The sequence below is a fragment of the Corynebacterium aquatimens genome (assembly GCF_030408395.1).
Classification (GTDB): domain Bacteria; phylum Actinomycetota; class Actinomycetes; order Mycobacteriales; family Mycobacteriaceae; genus Corynebacterium; species Corynebacterium aquatimens.
This window is the reverse complement of record NZ_CP046980.1, coordinates 2,104,613-2,123,169: the sequence shown is the minus strand read 5'-3', so window position 1 is coordinate 2,123,169 and position 18,557 is coordinate 2,104,613. Positions and strand designations below refer to the sequence as shown.

The 18,557-nt window shown below is 62.4% G+C and carries 15 protein-coding genes; 10 read left to right on the top strand and 5 right to left on the bottom strand.

Going from position 1 to position 18,557, the window contains the following annotated elements; genetic code table 11:
* Positions 1-242 precede the first annotated feature (242 nt).
* From infA to eccB, 9 genes are all read left to right on the top strand, one after another.
* Entirely contained in the window at positions 243-461 is a 219-nt protein-coding gene (gene infA / locus CAQUA_RS09615; protein WP_076599143.1) for a translation initiation factor IF-1, read from the top strand.
* 231 nt (positions 462-692) lie between these two features.
* Positions 693-1,061 (top strand): 30S ribosomal protein S13, encoded by a 369-nt coding sequence (gene rpsM, locus CAQUA_RS09610; protein WP_196825321.1) that lies wholly within the window; start codon positions 693-695, stop codon positions 1,059-1,061.
* Positions 1,062-1,064: 3 nt separating this feature from the next.
* Positions 1,065-1,463, top strand: coding sequence for a 30S ribosomal protein S11 (gene rpsK, locus CAQUA_RS09605; protein WP_196825322.1), 399 nt, complete (start codon positions 1,065-1,067; stop codon positions 1,461-1,463).
* A gap of 33 nt (positions 1,464-1,496) precedes the next feature.
* Positions 1,497-2,102 (top strand): 30S ribosomal protein S4, encoded by a 606-nt coding sequence (rpsD, locus tag CAQUA_RS09600; protein WP_196825323.1) that lies wholly within the window; start codon positions 1,497-1,499, stop codon positions 2,100-2,102.
* 106 nt (positions 2,103-2,208) lie between these two features.
* On the top strand, positions 2,209-3,213 hold the full coding sequence (locus tag CAQUA_RS09595) for a DNA-directed RNA polymerase subunit alpha (RefSeq protein ID WP_196825324.1): 1,005 nt from the start codon (positions 2,209-2,211) through the stop codon (positions 3,211-3,213).
* Positions 3,214-3,278: 65 nt separating this feature from the next.
* Positions 3,279-3,857 (top strand): 50S ribosomal protein L17, encoded by a 579-nt coding sequence (gene rplQ / locus CAQUA_RS09590; protein WP_196825325.1) that lies wholly within the window; start codon positions 3,279-3,281, stop codon positions 3,855-3,857.
* Between the two features lie 453 nt (positions 3,858-4,310).
* Positions 4,311-5,195: a tRNA pseudouridine(38-40) synthase TruA gene (gene truA / locus CAQUA_RS09585; protein ID WP_196825326.1), complete on the top strand. Its 885-nt coding sequence runs from the start codon at positions 4,311-4,313 to the stop codon at positions 5,193-5,195.
* 8 nt (positions 5,196-5,203) lie between these two features.
* Positions 5,204-7,378 (top strand): DUF6541 family protein, encoded by a 2,175-nt coding sequence (locus CAQUA_RS09580; protein ID WP_196825327.1) that lies wholly within the window; start codon positions 5,204-5,206, stop codon positions 7,376-7,378.
* 87 nt (positions 7,379-7,465) lie between these two features.
* The gene (gene eccB / locus CAQUA_RS09575) at positions 7,466-8,728 is read left to right on the top strand and encodes a type VII secretion protein EccB (protein WP_196825328.1); all 1,263 of its coding nucleotides are present in this window, start codon (positions 7,466-7,468) and stop codon (positions 8,726-8,728) included.
* Between the two features lie 27 nt (positions 8,729-8,755).
* Here the strand turns inward: eccB and CAQUA_RS09570 are convergent, their stop codons facing one another.
* Complete coding sequence (locus tag CAQUA_RS09570; RefSeq protein WP_196825329.1) at positions 8,756-10,630, bottom strand: Hsp70 family protein; 1,875 nt, start codon at positions 10,628-10,630, stop codon at positions 8,756-8,758.
* Positions 10,631-10,794: 164 nt separating this feature from the next.
* Here CAQUA_RS09570 and CAQUA_RS09565 point away from each other — a divergent pair, with 164 nt between their 5' ends.
* On the top strand, positions 10,795-12,567 hold the full coding sequence (locus CAQUA_RS09565; protein WP_196825330.1) for a dynamin family protein: 1,773 nt from the start codon (positions 10,795-10,797) through the stop codon (positions 12,565-12,567).
* 19 nt (positions 12,568-12,586) lie between these two features.
* Here CAQUA_RS09565 and mycP read toward each other — a convergent pair whose 3' ends face one another.
* The 4 genes from mycP to CAQUA_RS09545 all read right to left on the bottom strand — a co-directional run bounded on the left by mycP (position 12,587) and on the right by CAQUA_RS09545 (position 18,436).
* Positions 12,587-13,771 (bottom strand): type VII secretion-associated serine protease mycosin, encoded by a 1,185-nt coding sequence (mycP, locus tag CAQUA_RS09560; RefSeq protein WP_231375574.1) that lies wholly within the window; start codon positions 13,769-13,771, stop codon positions 12,587-12,589.
* A 25-nt stretch (positions 13,772-13,796) separates the two neighbouring features.
* Complete coding sequence (gene eccD, locus CAQUA_RS09555; protein WP_196825331.1) at positions 13,797-15,158, bottom strand: type VII secretion integral membrane protein EccD; 1,362 nt, start codon at positions 15,156-15,158, stop codon at positions 13,797-13,799.
* Between the two features lie 65 nt (positions 15,159-15,223).
* Positions 15,224-17,053, bottom strand: coding sequence for an Hsp70 family protein (locus tag CAQUA_RS09550; RefSeq protein ID WP_196825332.1), 1,830 nt, complete (start codon positions 17,051-17,053; stop codon positions 15,224-15,226).
* A gap of 6 nt (positions 17,054-17,059) precedes the next feature.
* Complete coding sequence (locus CAQUA_RS09545) at positions 17,060-18,436, bottom strand: DUF7373 family lipoprotein (RefSeq protein WP_196825333.1); 1,377 nt, start codon at positions 18,434-18,436, stop codon at positions 17,060-17,062.
* Positions 18,437-18,557: the final 121 nt, after the last annotated feature.

Here is an 18,557-nt window from a genome sequence, read left to right as displayed (position 1 = left end):
GTTCCCTATTCGGGGGCGGCCGGGCTGTTGCTTATAAGGGGGTGAGGGACGCCGGGTGATCCAGCGGCCGAGTTTTGCATTCCTAGCAGGTAGAAGGCTATAGTGGTCACTCGGTGTCTGTCTGTGGCGGTCCACACCGCACAGTAAGCGGATAGGTGCCGATTTGCCAGTGCAAAAACGCGCTGGCAAGGGCGGTAGATCTTGATGATCAACCACGATAAAAACTTTCGGAAGTGGAGTGTATGGCAAAAGAAGGCGCAATCGAAGTCGAGGGTCGCATTATTGAGCCCTTGAAGAACGCAATGTTCCGTGTCGAGTTGGACAACGGGCATGAGGTCTTGGCACACATCAGTGGCAAGATGCGCCAGCACTACATCCGCATCCTCCCTGAAGACAGGGTCGTTGTGGAGCTGTCTCCCTACGACCTTGAGCGTGGTCGTATCGTCTACCGCTACAAGTAAGCCCTTCCGCGCGAAGGCTTACCTGTAAAGCAGTAACAACTGCATATTCATTGAAAGCCTCCTTTCCCACGGCGTCCCCCTAGGTGGGGTCGCCCTTGTACCTCCGGCTGCGGTGGCTGGAGCCGCGTCACACCACAACCCAATCGTTCCGGAATGGACCGGGCACAAGCGTTGCGCGACGTGGACGGGTAGGGAGAAAACCACCGAACCAACCTGAAAGGCACGTACCACATGGCACGTCTAGCTGGTGTGGATCTGCCGCGCAACAAGCGCATGGAGATCGCACTGACCTACATTTACGGAATTGGGCCTGCCCGTTCCAAGGAATTGCTGGAGAAGACCGGCATTTCTCCTGACCTGCGTACGGACAACCTGACCGATGAGCAGCTGTCCGCACTTCGTGATGTCATCGAGAGCACCTGGAAGGTCGAAGGTGACCTTCGCCGCGAGGTTCAGGCTGACATCCGCCGCAAGATTGAGATCGGCTCCTACCAGGGCCTGCGCCACCGTCGTGGACTTCCGGTTCGCGGCCAGCGCACGAAGACCAATGCGCGTACCCGTAAGGGTCCGAAGAAGACCATCGCAGGAAAGAAGAAGTAACCTATGCCTCCACAGACTCGTGGCCGCCGCACTGGCCGCCGCATCGTAAAGAAGAACGTGGCTGCAGGCCACGCTTACATCAAGTCCACCTTCAACAACACCATCGTGTCCATCACGGACCCGCACGGTGCTGTTATCTCTTGGGCGTCCTCCGGCCACGTTGGCTTCAAGGGCTCGCGCAAGTCCACCCCGTTCGCCGCGCAGATGGCTGCTGAGAACGCAGCCCGCAAGGCAATGGAGCACGGCATGAAGAAGGTCGACGTCTTTGTCAAGGGTCCGGGTTCGGGCCGCGAAACCGCTATCCGTTCGCTCCAGGCTGCCGGCCTGGAGGTGTCCTCGATCTCGGATGTGACGCCTCAGCCGTTCAACGGTTGCCGTCCGCCGAAGCGTCGTCGCGTCTAGGGTTCAGGGATTTTAGGAAAGAGGTAATTCATTATGGCTCGTTACACTGGCCCCGCTACACGTAAATCTCGTCGTCTCCGCGTTGACCTGGTCGGCGGTGACATGTCCTTCGAGCGCCGCCCGTACCCTCCGGGTCAGGCTGGCCGCGCTCGCGTCAAGGAGTCTGAGTACTTGCTCCAGCTGCAGGAGAAGCAGAAGGCTCGCTTCAACTACGGCGTCATGGAGAAGCAGTTCCGCCGCTACTACGATGAGGCCAACCGCCTCCCGGGTAAGACTGGTGACAACCTACTGGTTCTTCTGGAATCCCGCCTGGACAACGTCATCTACCGCGCTGGTCTGGCACGCACCCGTCGTCAAGCTCGACAGCTCGTGTCCCACGGCCACTTCCTGGTCAACGGTGTGAAGACGAACATCCCATCCTTCCAGGTTTCTCAGTACGACATCATCGATGTTCGTGAGAAGTCCCAGAAGATGATCTGGTTCGAAGAGGCTCAGGATAACCTGGTAGATGCCGTTGTTCCGGCATGGCTTCAGGTTGTTCCGGAGTCCCTGCGCATCCTCGTGCACCAGCGGCCCGAGCGTGCTCAGATCGATGTTCCGATCCAGGAGCAGCTCATCGTCGAGCTTTACTCGAAGTAATCGCTTTATTTGCTTAACGACGAATTCATATCAGTGTTTTCGTGTCGGTGGAACGCACCGGCACCTACCGGCGTCAAATAGCGGTCGCCGATAAAGGAGAACGTTCATGCTCATCTCACAGCGCCCTCAGCTCACCGAGGAATACATCGATACCAACCGCTCGAAGTTCGTAATCGAGCCACTCGAGCCCGGTTTCGGGTACACCCTGGGTAACTCCCTGCGCCGCACCCTGCTGTCGTCCATCCCTGGAGCAGCAGTGACCTCGATCAAGATCGAGGGTGTGCTGCACGAGTTCACCACCATCCCCGGTGTGAAGGAAAACGTTTCTGAGATCATCCTCAACGTCAAGGACCTAGTTCTGTCGTCCACCTCGGACGAGCCGGTCATGGTCTACCTGTCCAAGGAAGGCCCGGCTGACGTCACTGCAGCTGACCTGGACCTTCCGGCTGACATCACGGTCCACAACCCTGATCTCCACATCGCTTCGCTCAACGAGCAGGCTCGCCTGGAGATGGAGCTCGTGGTGGAGCGCGGCCGCGGCTACGTGCCTGCGATGCCGAACTCCGGTGGTGAGATCGGTCTGATCCCGGTTGATCAGATTTACTCGCCGGTGCTGAAGGTGTCCTACAAGGTCGAGGCAACGCGTGTTGAGCAGCGCACCGACTTTGACAAGCTGATCATCGATGTGGAGACCAAGAACTCCATGACTGCCCGCGACGCCCTGGCGTCCGCTGGTTCCACCCTGGTTGAACTGTTCGGCCTCGCTCGCGAGCTGAACACCGCCGCCGAGGGCATCGAGATTGGCCCGTCCCCGCAGGAGACGGAGTACATCGCGGCCTACAACATGCCGATCGAGGACCTGAACTTCTCCGTTCGCTCCTACAACTGCCTGAAGCGCCAGGAAATCCACACCGTCGGTGAGCTCGCCGAGTGCACCGAGAGCGACCTGCTGGATATCCGCAACTTCGGTCAGAAGTCCATCAACGAGGTCAAGATCAAGCTTGCCTCCTTGGGCCTGACCCTGAAGGACGCTCCTGAGGATTTCGATCCGACGCAGATTGAGGGCTACGACGCTGAGACTGGCGATTACATCGACGATTCCGCTGAGTAAAAGCGGACGATCGCGTGGCTTTTAACAAAGCCACTTAAGATTCACACACACGAGGAGAACCAACAATGCCTACCCCGAAGAAGGGTCCCCGTCTCGGCGGTTCGGCAAGCCACCAGAAGCACATTCTGTCCAACCTGGCTTCCAACCTGTTCGAGCACGGCGCAGTGAAGACCACTGACGCCAAAGCCAAGATGCTGCGCCCCTACGCTGAGAAGCTGATCACCAAGGCAAAGTCCGGCACGGTCAACGACCGCCGCGCTGTTGCCGCAGAGATCCCGAACAAGGATGTCGTTGCACACCTGTTCCACGAGCTTGCTCCGAAGTTTGAGAACCGCCCCGGTGGTTACACCCGCATCATCAAACTGGAAAACCGCAAGGGCGACAACGCTCCGATGTCCCAGATCTCCCTCGTTCTCGAGGAGACCGTGACCTCCGAGGCAACCCGCGCTACCCGCGCCGCTGCCTCCAAGGAAGCCGCCGCCGCAGCTGCCGAAGCACTGGCCCCCGCCGAGACCGAAGCCCCGGCCGACGCTGAGGCCCCCGCCAACGCCGAGACCGAAGCCCCGGCCAACGCGGAAGCTCCCGCCAACGCCGACGCCGCTGCTGAAGAAGCAGTTGAGGCCCCGGCCGAAGACGAGAAGTAAACTTTTCGCCTTCACCTCCCAACCCGCGCGCTCTCAAATGAGGGTGTCGCGGGTTTTTGCATGCCCAGCCACCCGGCATCCTGACGATGTTGACCATAAGCCCTGAACCATAACCTTCTGACCAGGTGAAACAAAAATCGGCGCCGCGGAAATCGGGGGTGGGGTGTCAACATCGTCAGGACTCCAAATTGGGCCAGTAAACACAGGCCCCGCCGCCGCGCCGGAATCGGGTGTCGTTCTGGCTGCCCGGCCCCCGCGAGCCGCCACCCTGACGATGCTGACCATAAGCCCTGACGCATAACATTCTGACCAAGTAAAACAGAAATCGGCGCCGAGGAAATCGGGGGTGGGGTGTCAACATCGTCAGGACTCCAAGTTGGGCCAGCAAACACAGGCCCCGCCACCGCTGCAGACGCAGACAAGGGCGCCCGGGAAGCTGGTAGCCTTAGCCCGATGAATGATGAACCCGCAGCCCGGATGCGCCTACGCCTGGATATTGCGTATGACGGTACGGACTTTCACGGGTGGGCGCGGCAGGCAGCGGGGGATGATGGTGTCGCGGTGCGTACGGTGCAGCAGACCATCGAGGAGGCGCTGCAGTTGGTGCTGCGGGTCCCCGTTGTGTTGACGGTCGCGGGGCGGACTGACGCGGGGGTGCATGCATCGGGGCAGGTCGCGCACGTTGATGTGCCGCGCGAAAGTTTGGATCAGCGTTCGATTGATGGTGACCCGAACAGGTTGGTTCGCCGATTGGCAAAGCTTCTTCCCGACGATGTTTCCGTCCGAGACGTCACTGAAGTTACCCCAGATTTTGATGCCCGCTTCGCGGCGTTGACACGCACGTACCGGTACCGGGTCACCACGGCCCCCGCAGGGCCGGTGCCCACGCGGGCGCGGGATACGGCGACCTGGGCAAAGCCAGTTGACATCGACCGGGTGCAGGAGGCGGCGACGTTGCTGTTGGGCCTGCATGACTTCGCCGCGTTTTGTAAGCCGAAGCCGCACGCGACGACGGTTCGGGATCTCCACGAATTTACGTGGCGTGACGTTTCCACCCCCCAGGAGCCGGAGTTGTTTGAGGCGACGCTGACTGCGGACGCGTTTTGCTGGAATCATGTTCGCGCGATGGTCGCGGCGTGCCTGGATGTGGGTGAGGGGCGCCGTGACGCAGAATGGATCGACGGGCTTTTGGCGGCAACGCAGCGCGATCCACAGGTGCGGTTGGCGCCTGCGCGTGGGCTGACGCTTATCGCGGTGGAGTACCCGCCGGCGGATCAGCTGGCCGCCCGCGCACACGTGACGCGTGATCGCAGAAGCCAGGACCTAAGCAACAGTTAGGAGGGCACATGGATTCAGCCGTGTGGACGGCGTTGGCCGTTTTTGCTCTTCCCGGCTTGGTGTTGGCGCTGGTAGCGGGTGTGCGCGCGCCGGCGTCGTTCGCTGCCGCGGTACCCACAACGTTTGGTCTCGTAGGGTTGTCCGCGTGGCTGCTGGGCGTCGTCGGGGTGCGGTTTACCTGGCTGAGTTTCTCCATCACGCTGGTCTTTTTCCTTCTGCTCGCCGCGGCGTGGCGTTACGCGTTTGCTTATCGACGACGGGCCAAAAACTCCTCATCCTGGCCCCAAGCGCTATTCCCACGGGAGCATTGGCGACACGGCGGTAGTGTCCACCCTTGGTGGGTGCTGCCCGGCGCGGGAGTGGCCACGGGTGCGTGGCTGTGTATTAGCCGCATGATGGGTTTCCAGGAGGACCAACCGTATAAGTGGGACAACATCGTGCAGGGCTGGGATGTGCAGTGGCACGCTAATGCCGTCCGGTTCGTGATGGAGACGGGGGTGGCGTCGTCCACGCGGATGGGGGAGCTTCAAAGCCCGGAGTCGCATACGGCGTTGTTTTATCCTTCGGCGTTTCACGCGGTAACGGCGTTGTTTGCTCAGGCTGCGGGGTTGGAGCCGATTCCGGCGTTGAATCTGGCGTCGATAGTTCTGCCGGGGCTGTTGGTCCCGGCGGCCGCCGCGGCGCTTGCCTGGTTGATCTTGCGGGGTAAGGGCTGGACGGCGTGGATTGCGTCGGGGCTTGCACCTATCGCGGTGTATGCGTTGCCGGTTGTGCTGTGGGTGTCGGACTACGTCGGGGTCCGACCGTACATCGTGGCGGTGGCCATGGCGTTTATGGTTGCGGCGATGTTTGCCGCCGCGCCACGGGATCCGGCGCTTGCGTTTCCCCTGACGTTCGGGTTTATCGGTGTGCTGTGCGCGCACCCTTCGGCCGTCACGGTGTTGCTCCTCATCGTGCCGTTGTACTGGCTCAATAACACGCTGATCAAACCGGATGTGTCCCGGTGGAAGGACACGGTGCTTATTGCTGGGCCCGCGGTGGTCGGCTCGTTGCTGTTCCTGCCGCAGGTGCTGGCGGGTTCAGAGCAAGCCAGTGAGGTCCAGCAGTGGGAATCGCTCGAGCGATTCGAGCCGGAGGAAGCCTGGCAGCTGGCGTTGATGATGGAGACCCGCCATACAGGCGAGTTTTTCGCGGAGTTTGATCCCACGATTCTGCTGTGCCTGGGCGCGTTCGGTCTTCTCGCGGCGCTCGTCTGGCGCGGCCAGGTCTGGGCGGGACTGTTTTATTTCATTTCGCTGTCGACTGTCGTTGGCGCGCTCGCCCCGTCGATCCTGGCGAAAGAGCAGTGGGGCGCGTGGGGCCAGTTCGTTGCCGCGATCGCTAACTTGCACTATTCGACTGCGCACCGTCTGGTGATCCCCGTGGCACTGATGGTCGTGGCATGCGCGGCGGTGGCTATCGCGGCGTTGATCCGGCTGGCTACGTTGGCGCCACTCGCCGCCCGCTACGACACCCCCGCGTGGCGCTGGACCACCGCGATCGCGGCAATCGCCGTCGCGGTGTACGTAGCCACGGGCGTCCACGATTGGGTGACAGACACCTCAGACGTCGGCGCTAAGAAAGCGTTTGCAGCATCGCGTGACGACGATCGGATGGTAGGCGATGACACCCGCGAGGCCTTCGACTGGCTGGCCTCCCGCCCGGAGGCCTATGAAGGCTGGACAGTAGGTGATCCCGCTGACGGATACTCCTGGCTTTATGCCTATGCTGGCGTACCCACGGCCGCGCGCCATTTCGGCGCTCCCGGTGGAGGGATCGGAACGGATACGTCCGTGGTGGTCAACCACGGTGATCTTCTTGGCGCGGGGCGCGTCGGGGCCAAATACACCCCGAACCCGGTGGATCAAGCCGCGAAGGACCAAAATATAAAGTTCCTCATCGGCTCCGGGCACCCGTTCTGGTTCACCCAGTATCCCAACTGGTACGTGGGCAAGGCCCTTTGGGGAGCCGAGGGCGCAACACCGGTGTATCACAACGAGTCCGTGGTGGTCTTTGCCGTAAACAGCCAGTTCAGCGAGGAAGAGTTGCGCGAAATGCAGCGGGATGCCCAAGCTCACGGTTCCGCACCGATCCCAACGCTTGAGCCCACGACACCACCTGCGGGGATGGTCCAACTGCGTTAAGCTGAAACAATCCCGCGTGCACTACCGGTACCGGTGCGCGTCAGGGGAGATTCGGGGAATGTAAAAAGGGAAAACCGGGGGGTATCCATGGCTGATTCGCAGCGCCTTTTGCCAACAACGCGCACACAGGTGTCCGGCCACAGGTTCATGCGGCGGAGGGTGGAGCATGGGCTGATCTATGGCGACATCCGCATGATTCATGATCCGCTGGCGGCGCGGCGTCGCGCGGCGATCTTTGGCCTGGTGGCCGTGGTGCTCATCGCCGGTGGCTGTGGTTTGTTCGCGTGGCTGCGGCCCAATCCGGACCCAGGTTCAGCGGGCATCTTGCGGGCTAGTGACGGCTCGCTCTACGTCCGCGTAGGAGAGGTTATTCACCCGGTGACCAACTTGACGTCGGCCCGCCTCATCGTGGGTGGGCCGGATAACCCGCAGCGGGTGGGGGATGAGCGGCTCGTGGCCATGCAGCGTGGTGCACCCCTGGGCATCGCCAGCGCCCCGAGTATGTTCGCCGCCGGCGACTCGGAGGACATGAGCTGGTCAGCCTGCGTGTACGCGGGCAGGACAACGGTCGTCGCTGGACACGCCCCACGCCAATTCGACAACGCCGAAGGTGTTCTCGTGGAGGTCGGTGAGGGGGAGACGACCACCCAGTGGGTCCTCACCAGCGCGGGGCGCGCTTCGCTCCCACCGGCATCAACGCCCGAAGGGCGCGTGATACGCCGCGGCTTGGGCATTGATTCGACCACGCCGCGGTTACCTATGCGCAAAGAATTGCTCAACACCTTCACCGAAGCACCGCCGCTCACAGTGCCGGTCCCACTGCCAGAGCTCCTCGACACGGGCGATCAAGCCTGGGCGATAGCACCCAACGGCGGGATCCAGCCGGTCACGGAGACACAAAGGGAAATCCTCACCGCCGCCGGGGCGAAGGTCACCCGCATTTTACGGGACCAGCTCGCCTCCTACCCCGACGCCCAGCCGCCGATGCAGATCGACCTTCCAGCGACGCGGCCCCAGTGGATCGATCCGAAGTCAACGGCGGTGTGCGCGTCGGAAAGCGGCGCTTCCTCGCGGCTGCGACCCGAAGCGACGACGGGCGGCGCGATGAAACTTCCGGGTGACGCGCCCGCGGATTATTTCGTGGGACTTGCCGCGGGCTCCGTCGGCGCGGATACCGGCTACGGCTACCAGGTGGTATCCGCTACCGGCGTGCGCCACAAAGTGGATGACCGTGCCGCCTTGGAAACGGTCGGCGCCGCGCACGTTGAAAAAGTCCCGTGGGCGATTTTGGCGCTGCTGCCGGCAGGCCCCGACCTCACGCGTGAGGTAGCGCTGACGGCGGTACTGTGATCAGCGGGTGAGGGGATGAGCGGTCCCCTAATCCAGCAGCCCGATGTTTTCCGCCCACGCCAGGGCGCTGTCGATGTCCTTGAAGGAGTTCGAGCCGATCGTCATTCCGTTGGTGGAATCCTGGTAGTTGAGGAAGGTCCCGTTTTCATCCTCCACCGCGAACGCCTTGCGGGTGCCGTCCTTGCTCACGCGAAGTTCGCTGAGCGCAGCAACCTGTGGGTTCGCTGACTCGTATCCCTGGTGGGAGCCGTCGATGTCATAGTCGAGTTCAAACAGGAACTGGATGTCGTCTTCAGGCTTCAGGCCGCTTTTTACCAAGCTGCGGTCGCGCCCATTGGGGTCAAAATGGCACCACGCGCCGAACACGTCGGGGCGATCCTCGACCGTGTCGAAGGCGCAGCTCTCAAGCCCTTCGAGCGCCGCCCCTGGCACGGAATCCTTGACGCGCTGCACTTCTTCATCGGTCACGGTCGCCTGCTTCTGCGGGTCGAGACGGTCCCACTGTTCCGCGGCGTCCACAGTGTTCACGGCGGTGGGGCTCGCTGTTGTTGAGGTCGAGCTCGTGGTTGTCGATCCGCCGCTCATGATTCCCCACGCGAGGCCGCCAACGACCACCAGCGCCACGATCGAGCCCGCCGCGATGATGCTCGTGCGGTTCTTTTTCGCGCTCGTGCTTATCGACGACCGTTGCTCGCGCGTCACCTGCTTGCTTTGCGGTTGCACGTGTTGCGAGTGCACCTGTTGCGAGTGCGCCTGTTGTGAGCGCACCTGTTCCGGTTGAACGGGGTGTGATTGTGTGGCCGGTGTGTGCGTGCTCGGGGCGCGCTTCGCGTGGACGACGGCGCCCTGGGAAACAACGGTCTTCGGGTCATCTAAGGTGCCTACCCGTCCCAGATCTTTGAGGCGCTCCTGCAGGATGGGGACGCGGGAGGAACCACCGGTGAGGTAGAGGTGCGTGATCTGATGGGGGCTGGTGATCTTCGCACGACGCAGGGTTTCTGCGGTCAGCGCGACTGCCCGGTCGACTGCAGGTGCGATGAGGCCTTCGAATTCCTCGCGGGTGATTAGAAGGCGCTCGCTCATGCCGCCGGCGCGGGCGGTGATGGTGGCGGTGGAGGAATCGGAGAGAGCCTCCTTCGCGCGGCGGATGCTGTAGTCGAGTTCCTGGTGTTCAGAGTGCGTGGCTGTGGAAGAAAAGTACTCGGCCAGATCAGGGTTATCGGATTCAAGCTGTTCTTCCACCCAGCGACGCAACATGGCATCGAAGGTCTTGCCACCAATGCTGTTGTCACCGTCAGCCGCCGTGACGGTGAAGGACCCGTCCGGCTGGGCGGTAAGGACCGCCACGTCCAGCGTGCCGCCGCCGATATCGAAGATCGCGAGGGTATCGCCAGGGGTGAGGTGGTTGTTCTGGGAGTAGTAGTGCGCCGCGGCTTTCGGTTCGGACAACGTCGTGACCGTGCCTTGCGCTACTCCGGCGATCCGCGCGGCATCCGTGAGCACGGCGATCTCACGGTCAGACCACGCCTCGGGGTGTGTGAGGATCACGCGCGAAGGAGCGGTGTTGTCGTGGAGTTTCGCAGCGGTGGCGATGACGGAATGCAGCACCGCCGCAACAGCATGGGATGCCGGGATGTCGTGGTTCTTGATGTGGATCGTGTGCCGGGGAACCAGACGCTTGGGAGAGGGGATGAAACCAGAAGGGTCTTCTTCGGCGAGCTCGAGCGCGCGATTGCCGGTGGCGATATTGTCCGGGCTGGTGACGTAGACGCTCGACGGCATGGTGCGGTAGTCCGCGGACAAGTTGATTGCTTCGACATGTCCGTGGAGTGGGTTCGTGTGAGCCGCCGCCGTATTCGACGTGCCAAAGTCAATGGCCAGAATCCAAAAAGATTGGGTCATGAACTTTCTACCGCTTTCTTTTTACGCTCCCTGAAACAAGCCTGATACAAGAATGTACCTGCTGAAAACACCGGAAGTTTAACACTTTTACCAGGCTAAGTTAAGGCTCAATAAAGCCGAACTCACCGTGCCCTCCCGCGGCCTGGGTAATATGTAGACCAGCTATGTCTTTTCCATGGAACAACCCTGGGCGGCGGCCCGCGCCGGGGCATCACACCGGGCCGTACCCTGCGCAGCAACCCCCACGCACGCCGGGTAATTCACCGCGCCCGCAGCAGCCGTACCCGAACACGCAACCACCGTACGGTCAACCCCCGCGACACCCCCAGCAGCCAGTTCAGCAGCCGGCCCAGCAGCAGCCCTACCCGCAGCAGCCAGCGCACCAGCCGTCCCCGAATACCCAACCGCCGTATGGCCAGCCGCCGCAGGCACCACCGCAGCCGCAGCAGCCCCCGCACCGAGAGCGCGAGCAACCGCAGCAACCGCAGCAGCCGCAGCACGAGCCGAGCATGACTCAGGTGCGCCGCGGGCGCATTATTGATGCGGTGCTGCGTGGCTTGGCGCCGTTGGCGATGCTGTCGCCGGAGCTTCGAGCGCGAGCAGACGAGCTGCGTGCGCGCCTTGATGCGCAGCCGCGCATCGTGATCGTTGGCCGTATTAAGTCTGGTAAATCCACGCTTCTGAACGCTTTCGTGGGTGCCCCCGTCGCGGAGACCGCTGCGCTTGAAGCGACGAATGTGGTCACCGTGTATCAGTACGGCGCGCCTGATCGCGCTGAAGCTGTGCTTAAAGACGGCCGCAGGATCCCGATTACCACGCGCCGGGGTGAGGTCACGAACCTGCCGGTGCCGGCAGTTGAAATCGCGTATGTGAACCGCTGGATGCCGATCGCGGCGATCAAGGATTACTCGCTCATTGATACCCCGGGTTTGGCCACGCTGACGTCGGCGAATGAGGCGGCGACGCGCTCGGCTCTGCTGGAAGGGTATGAGCAAACTCGCCAGGCCTCGGTGGACGCGGATGCGGCGCTGTTCCTATTCGATGCTGTCCCGCGCGAAGATGAAGTTCAGTTCATCAGCCAGTTGGGATTCACGTCACTGAACACCCTGGGTTTGTTGTCCCGCGCGGATTCCTTCGAGGATGGCCCGTTGGGTGAGGTAGACCCGATTGAGGCGGCGCGTGAACACGCGGGCGTGCTGCAGAAGCGCCTCCACGGCTACATCGATAAGGTCTACCCCGTGGCTGGTCTTTTGGCGCAGACTGCGCGGACCGGCACGATCACGGAGAACTTTGCCCGCCAACTGGCTATCCAAGCCGAGAAATCGGACGTAGAAATCCTCGAGGCTGTCCTCGGCCCGGATGAGGATGCGGCTATGCAAGTGGGCTACCTGGTGGACACAGTGGGTGAATACGGGCTTTTCCGGGGCCGTGAGCACGCTGCCGAGGGCGCTGCGGCGCTGACTGATTGGCTGCTGGAGCGGTCCGGGGTGATTGAGCTCCAGCGCTTCATTTCCACCGACATTGCGCGCTTCGCCGTGTTGCACCGCTCCGCATCGGTGCTGCGCGATATTGGTCGCCTCGCGTTTGAATTCCCGCAGTACCAGCAAGAAATCCGTCGCTCGTTCTCGTACCTGAACTCCGCGCCGGAACTGCTTGATGTTGCGTTGATGTCCTCGCTGAAGTCACTTGTCCACGCCGGAAGTACTGGTCCGATGAAGGATGAGATCACGCAGCTTTTGATCGGTGAGCGCCCCGCTGATCGCCTTGGGCTTCCGCCGGAGGCGTCGCCGTGGGATCTGATCAACACGATCCGCGAGAAGCGCTCCAACCTCCACGCGATGGGTCTATCGTTGCTGGACCCGGCTGAGGAAGAAGCCTTGATCGTCATTGACCGTGCGTACAACGAGCTGGAAAGCTACGCCCAGTCCTTGACCTAGGCTGGGCCTAGGGCTTGAGCTAGGGCTCGCGCTGCCGCGGGCTGGTGGTGAGCGATCGCAGGCCGTAACCCGCAAGGCAGATCAGGCCCGCTAGAACTAGTCCAAGAGCGACGGTGATGCTGCGCTGAGGTGTTGGGGATTGTTGCGAGGTCACGGGCCGGACGCGCAGTGGGGGCCGTTCGTCCACGCGTTCCGCGGCCCATGGCGGGACGTGGGTGAGCGCGGTGAAAGGATCGATTGCGCCGCCATTGGGGTCGGCGGACGCGTAGAGGATCTCACGCAGTTGGGCCGGGGTGGCTTTGGGGTAGCGCTGGCGCAGCAGTGCCGCGGTGCCGGACACGACGGGGGTGGCGAAGCTGGTGCCGGTGAACGGGGTGACGGCGCCGTGAGCACCGGCGACGCCGTGAGACCAGCCCTGGCCGGTTAAGGACAACCCCACGGGTGCAGTTCCGGGGGCAGAGACTATGCGCTGGTGGGGCAGGGAATAATCGGCCATCGTGTAGGAGTCGGCGCGGGCACCGACGGCCACGACAGTGGGGAAGAGCGCCGGGTAGACCGTGGAACCCGGTGGGCAGGTGCTCGTCGCGTTGCCAGCAGCAGCGATGACCAGGGCGCCGGATTCCTCCGCCCGTCGTAAAGCATGCGCAAGGCCGCGGGTGTCCACGCGGGCGGCAAGCGCAGGTTCCACGCAGGAGACCAAAGAAATGTTGATGACGTGGGCGCGGTGGTCAACCGCGTCATGGATCGCATCGGTGAGCGTGGCCATGGTCCCGGCGGCCAGCGGGGCATCCTCATCCTGCGGCTCGTCGCGGCGCTGGCGGAAGTGCGCGGACGACTGGCGGATAGAAATAATCTGCGCATCCGGGGCAACGCCCAGCGTGGTGGATGCGATGATGCCAGCGACGATGGTGCCGTGGCCGTCACAATCCCACAGTGGATTGGGCTCGTCGGGAGTGACAAAATCCTTGCCCGGCGCAAGTTGGTCCAGCTCTGGGTGGCGGCTCACGCCGGTGTCAATGACGGCGACGCGCATTCCTTTTCCGGTGGCGATCTGGCGCAGCGGGATAAGGCTGTCGGGTGCGCGTGGCGGTTCGACCGGAGCCGGCTGCGCGCAGGCAGTGTCCTGTGCGGCGGCCTGCGGGATCATCAGCGGGCTGCCCAAAAACGGTAGGAGAAGCAGAACCAGGGCAACGGTGAAACCCATTGCGCGCGTATGAGGCGACTGGTTTCTACAGGCTACGCACGGCATCGAATGCCCCGGTGAGGTAGACGGCCAGGGGAATCACGGCGATGATGGCGAAGGCCTCGGCGCGCTCCAGCCACACCAGTGTCGTGGGCTCTAGCGTGGGAACGCGCGGTGCCCACAGGGCTGAGCTTGCACAGGCCACGGCTACGAACATGGCGATCACCATGATCGCCGGGTGGGGTGATTCCATCCGGGCGACCGCCGTGCAGGCGGCGGCCACGGCCACGAAAGCGGTGAGTGACAGCGCAATACGGGGAAGCAGCGCATGGTGGCGGGCGGCGTGGATAATCAGTGACCCCGCCACGCAGACCCCGAATGCGAACACCCAGGCGCCCCCAACTATCCCACAGCCGATCAGCGCTGGGATGGAGCACAGTGCGACGCCCAAGCTGATGCCATCAGTAAGCAGGCGAGCGCGACGCGCGCGATCATCAACATCGTCCTGGTAGTCATCCGCGATGTTGAGGTCTTGGCCCGCGGTGGGTACCCGCGGGATTTGCAGGCCAGCGCCGCGGGTGGCCACTGCGGGTGAGAGCATGATGGCGATGAGGGCAACGAGAACCACCGCGGCAGGCAGCCCCAGCGCCGACGGCATCCATGCGCCGAGCGCCCCGATGCCCGCGATAACCGTGACGGTACCCACCGCGGCGCCCGCGCGTGGTCCAACGAGCCCCACCGTTGCGCCGCCGACCGTTAAAAAAGCGCCCAACGCGCAGGCGGTCATGGCACCGAGGGCGCCATCGGTGCTGCTAAAGAAGTTCACCGTTCCGCCAACCCACGCCCCGGTGGCGACAGCGGCGCCCAGCACACCGGCCACAAACACCACGGGTGAGCGCCCAAGTAGAGCCACGACTAGCGCCACCGCGGAGGCTAACCCCGCACCGATGAGCGGTGAGCTCAACGCCGCCACGAGAATGCCCAGCGCCACTGCCCCGCACACGGAACCGGCGGCCTCTATCCCAGTGCGGCGCCCGGCATCTTCACCGTTAGCAATGAGCGCCTCCGCCGCGTCCCGGACAACCGGCGGGGCAACGGGTTCGTGCGGGCGCAACGCCAGCACCTGCCCGTCACGAAGCCTCAGGTTTTTCAGCGGCACATGCGGGTCCAGCGGCGCGCCAGCGGCTGTAGTGAATTCCCACGGCGTGGACATCTCCGGCAAGCGAATCAGCCGTGAGATCTCCGGCAGTATCTCACTCAGCGTTGACGTCACCGGAAGCGAGACATCCACGCACCGCTGAAATTCCCCCGCGCTGATGCGAATGGTTACCCGCACGACGCTGTGCGTGGCTCTCCGAGCGATCGCATTCACGCTCGCGCGCTGCACAGACGTGGTTGACGTAGTCACGTTTCATCCCCCCCCTGTTTGGTGGCCCCCGCCACCGTTAGCGTCTTAGTATAGCGCCTGGCCGCTTAGTTGTCTTCGGGGTGAAGCCCCTTCGCTTTGAGCCACTCCATTGCCTTGTCTGGGCTGGCAAAGTCGTAGCTCTCGATGGACATGAACGTGGAGCGGTCCGCGTACTTCAACAGTGAGTTCTCACCCATCGAGGATTGGTAGGCGGCGGCGCCCTTGTTGCCGTCCTCGCTGATGAACGGCCCCGCGTATGCATTGTCCTTGGAGAAGCTCCCGTTGCGGATGGACGCCAGGTCACTGCGGGATTCGTTCTCATTCACCGTGAAGCGCAGCTGCGGAGACAGCGAGTCATATTCCGGTTCCTGGAAGAACGCGTAGTCTTCCGAGTCCTTCTTCACGTCGCATGCGATTTCGACCGCGTTAGTCATGCTCGTCCCGTCTGCACGGCATCTGTCCAGATGAGGCCTAATGTTCTCGGGAATTTTAGCTTCGATTGCGCTCACAGAATCAAGATCTTCCGGCGCCTGCGTAGTCGGCGCGGCGCTCGTCTCCGGCGTCGGTTCGTCCTTCCCGCTGTTCGTCACAGCCCACACCAGTCCGCCGAGACCACCCACGGCAACGACCGCAGCCACAACCGCCATGATGAGCTTGCGGTTCTTAGAGGAGCTTTCGCTTGTCGACGAGGCCCCGCCCGCATCCCGGTCATGTCTCTGAGGATCGGAGGATGTCGTGTTACCGGACATGGTGGCGGAAGACAGGTTACGCACCACGGGTGCCGCCGCGGAGACCGCGCCCTGGGCGACCACGGTCTTCGGGTCATCCAAGGTGGCCAGCGGCCCGAGGTCTTTCAGTGCTTCCTGGACCATCGGCACGCGGGATGTTCCACCGGTGAGGTAGAGCGCTTTGAGCTGGTCGGGGCATACGATTCCAGCTCCTTCCAGCGCGTCGCGGGTGAGTTCCACCGCGCGGTTGATGGCGGGAGTGATGATCTCTTCAAACTCTTCGCGCGTGAGCTGCAGGCGCGCTGTTTCCCCGCCCGCATCAATGCGGATTGAGGCAGACGATGCTTCAGACAGCAGTTCTTTCGCGCGGCGGATGCTGTCCTCGAGCGCGTGGCGCTCCGTCAACGGTGCCTCAGAGCGGAGGTAGTGCAGCATCTCCGGGTGGTCGTCCTCAAGCTGTTCATCCACCCACCGACGGATCATGGCATCAAAAGTGCGGCCACCAAGCGTGTTGTCGCCACGGGCGGAAAGCACGGAAAAGGACCCGTCAACCTGGGCTTCCAGCACGGCGATATCCAGCGTGCCGCCGCCGAAGTCGAAGACACCGATCACGTCACCGGGTTCAAGCGTTCCTTCCGAAGAGTAGTAGCGGGCGGCAGCCTTGGGTTCGGAAACCGTTTTCACCGTGACCGCGTTGAGCCCCAGGCTCGACGCGGCGTCGATAAGCACCTGCACCTCGCGGTCCGACCACGCCTCAGGGTGGGTGAGGATCAGCTCGGCCGGGCGCTGGTTGTTGTGCTCGCGGCTGGCGCGTTCCACAACGGAGCGCAACACCGCAGCCACCGGCACGGACGAGGGAATGTCATATCCGTTGATCTGGAAAACCTGCTGCGGGATAACGCGCTTAGGGGAGGGAAGGAAACCAGAAGGGTTAGACTCCGCGCGGTTCATCGCCACGTCACCCGTAGAGATGTCTTCTGGGGTCTCAATATAGACCGAAGAAGTCATCGTCTTGCGGTCGTGCGCGAGGTTGACTGCCTCGACGCTGCTGCGCAGCGGATGCGTGTGTGCCGCCGCGGTGTTGGACGTTCCAAAGTCAATGGCCAGCGTCCACTGGCCGCTGGATTCGTGCGTGCCGTTGGGGTGTGTGCCGTTCTGATTCGTCATGTCGAACTACTTGTTAGATGACTTGCTGGATGACTTGCTTGGAGACTCGCTTTCCTCATTTTCCTTCGCCCCCTCGGTAGAGGAGGCGGTCGAGGGGTCGGTAGAGGGGGCGGTCGAGCCCTCGGCTTCCTTCTTCAGGATGAGGTATTGCGCGGCCATGCGGTGGGAAAGGCGCTCTTTCGCGTCATCATCTTCTGGTTTGTCGTACCAGTCCTCGGTTGAGGAGATGGCGATGTAGTTGTCAAAGATCAGCATGCAGGTGTAGCTGACCCAGGACTCGTCATCGGAGGAGTAGCAGGTCGTGTTCGGCACGCCCTGCGGCTCGTCGTAGTCTTTGATCTCGCCTTCCGCCGCGGACGAACGCGCCCAGGACTGGATCACATTCGGCGCCTCGTTGTTCTTGGTCGGATACAACTGAACCACGTTCCAGCCCGCGCGCTCCACGCCGGCCTGACGCAACGTTGCCCACGCGGATTGCGCGTCCTTGAAGTACGAAGCCGCAACGCGCTGGGTGATTGCACCAACAGGGAGCAAGTATTTGTCGTTCTTATCCGGGAAGACTGTCAAGCGCAGAACGCCAGTCGGGTCAATATCAGGACGTTCGTCGGTAGCGCCAAAACCGTCCTTGGTCCGAGTGGCCTTAATTTCGTCGATAAGCGGGGTCTGCTCCTCCAAGAACTCGGCGTTGTACTCATCCTGCCAGTCGGACTCCGCGAACTCCTTCCCCGAATCCTCCGCAATGCTGATGATCACATATTCATTGTGCGGCGTGATCGCGTAGACCTTCCGCGAATGGTCATTGAGGCCGATGGAGGCCAACGTGTCCGGCATCCCAGCGATCTGCGTGGGCTGGTTGGGGTTGACTTCGTTAAGGCTTTCTAGGTAGAGGCCGGAGGTCAGCAGTGCCTGGTGAATCGCGTTGGCTACTTCGTTTGCGGTATCCGGGTTGGACAAGCGCAGAACCGTGTTGGTTCCCCGGCGGTCGGCCTTTTCGTTATTGGCTACCTGCTGGAAGCCGTACTCGTAGTTGTCCTCGAAGGGAGTAACGGCGTCGCGCACAGCATCGCCGAAGGTGCGGCTGAGGTGTTCAAGCTTGGCGTACTGCCCGCCGAGAGCCGTCTTATAGAGGTCTTGGTCGATCTCCATCGGGAGAAGCACGTTTTCTGCAAGCTCGTAGGAAGAGCTGGTCCGGCCCAGATCCTCGTTGTAGGGCTTTTTCCACGGCTCGTGAGCTTCGGCCTTGTACTCCCCGGTTTCCAACACCGGCTCGGCAGCCGCGCTCGATGGCGGAGCGGCTGAGGTAGAGGTTTCCTCGCGGTCTGAATCACTCGAACATGCGGAAAGACCCAGAATGAGTGATGCGGAAACTACGAACGAAGTCACAGCTTTCACGGCGGGGGTCGATTGAGAAAAGATGCCAAAACGGTGCATAGCCTATGAACTTTCCGTCGGTGAAGGACTTCAGCGAGGGACCTCTTCAACCGACCTCGTGCGAAGCCGGTTT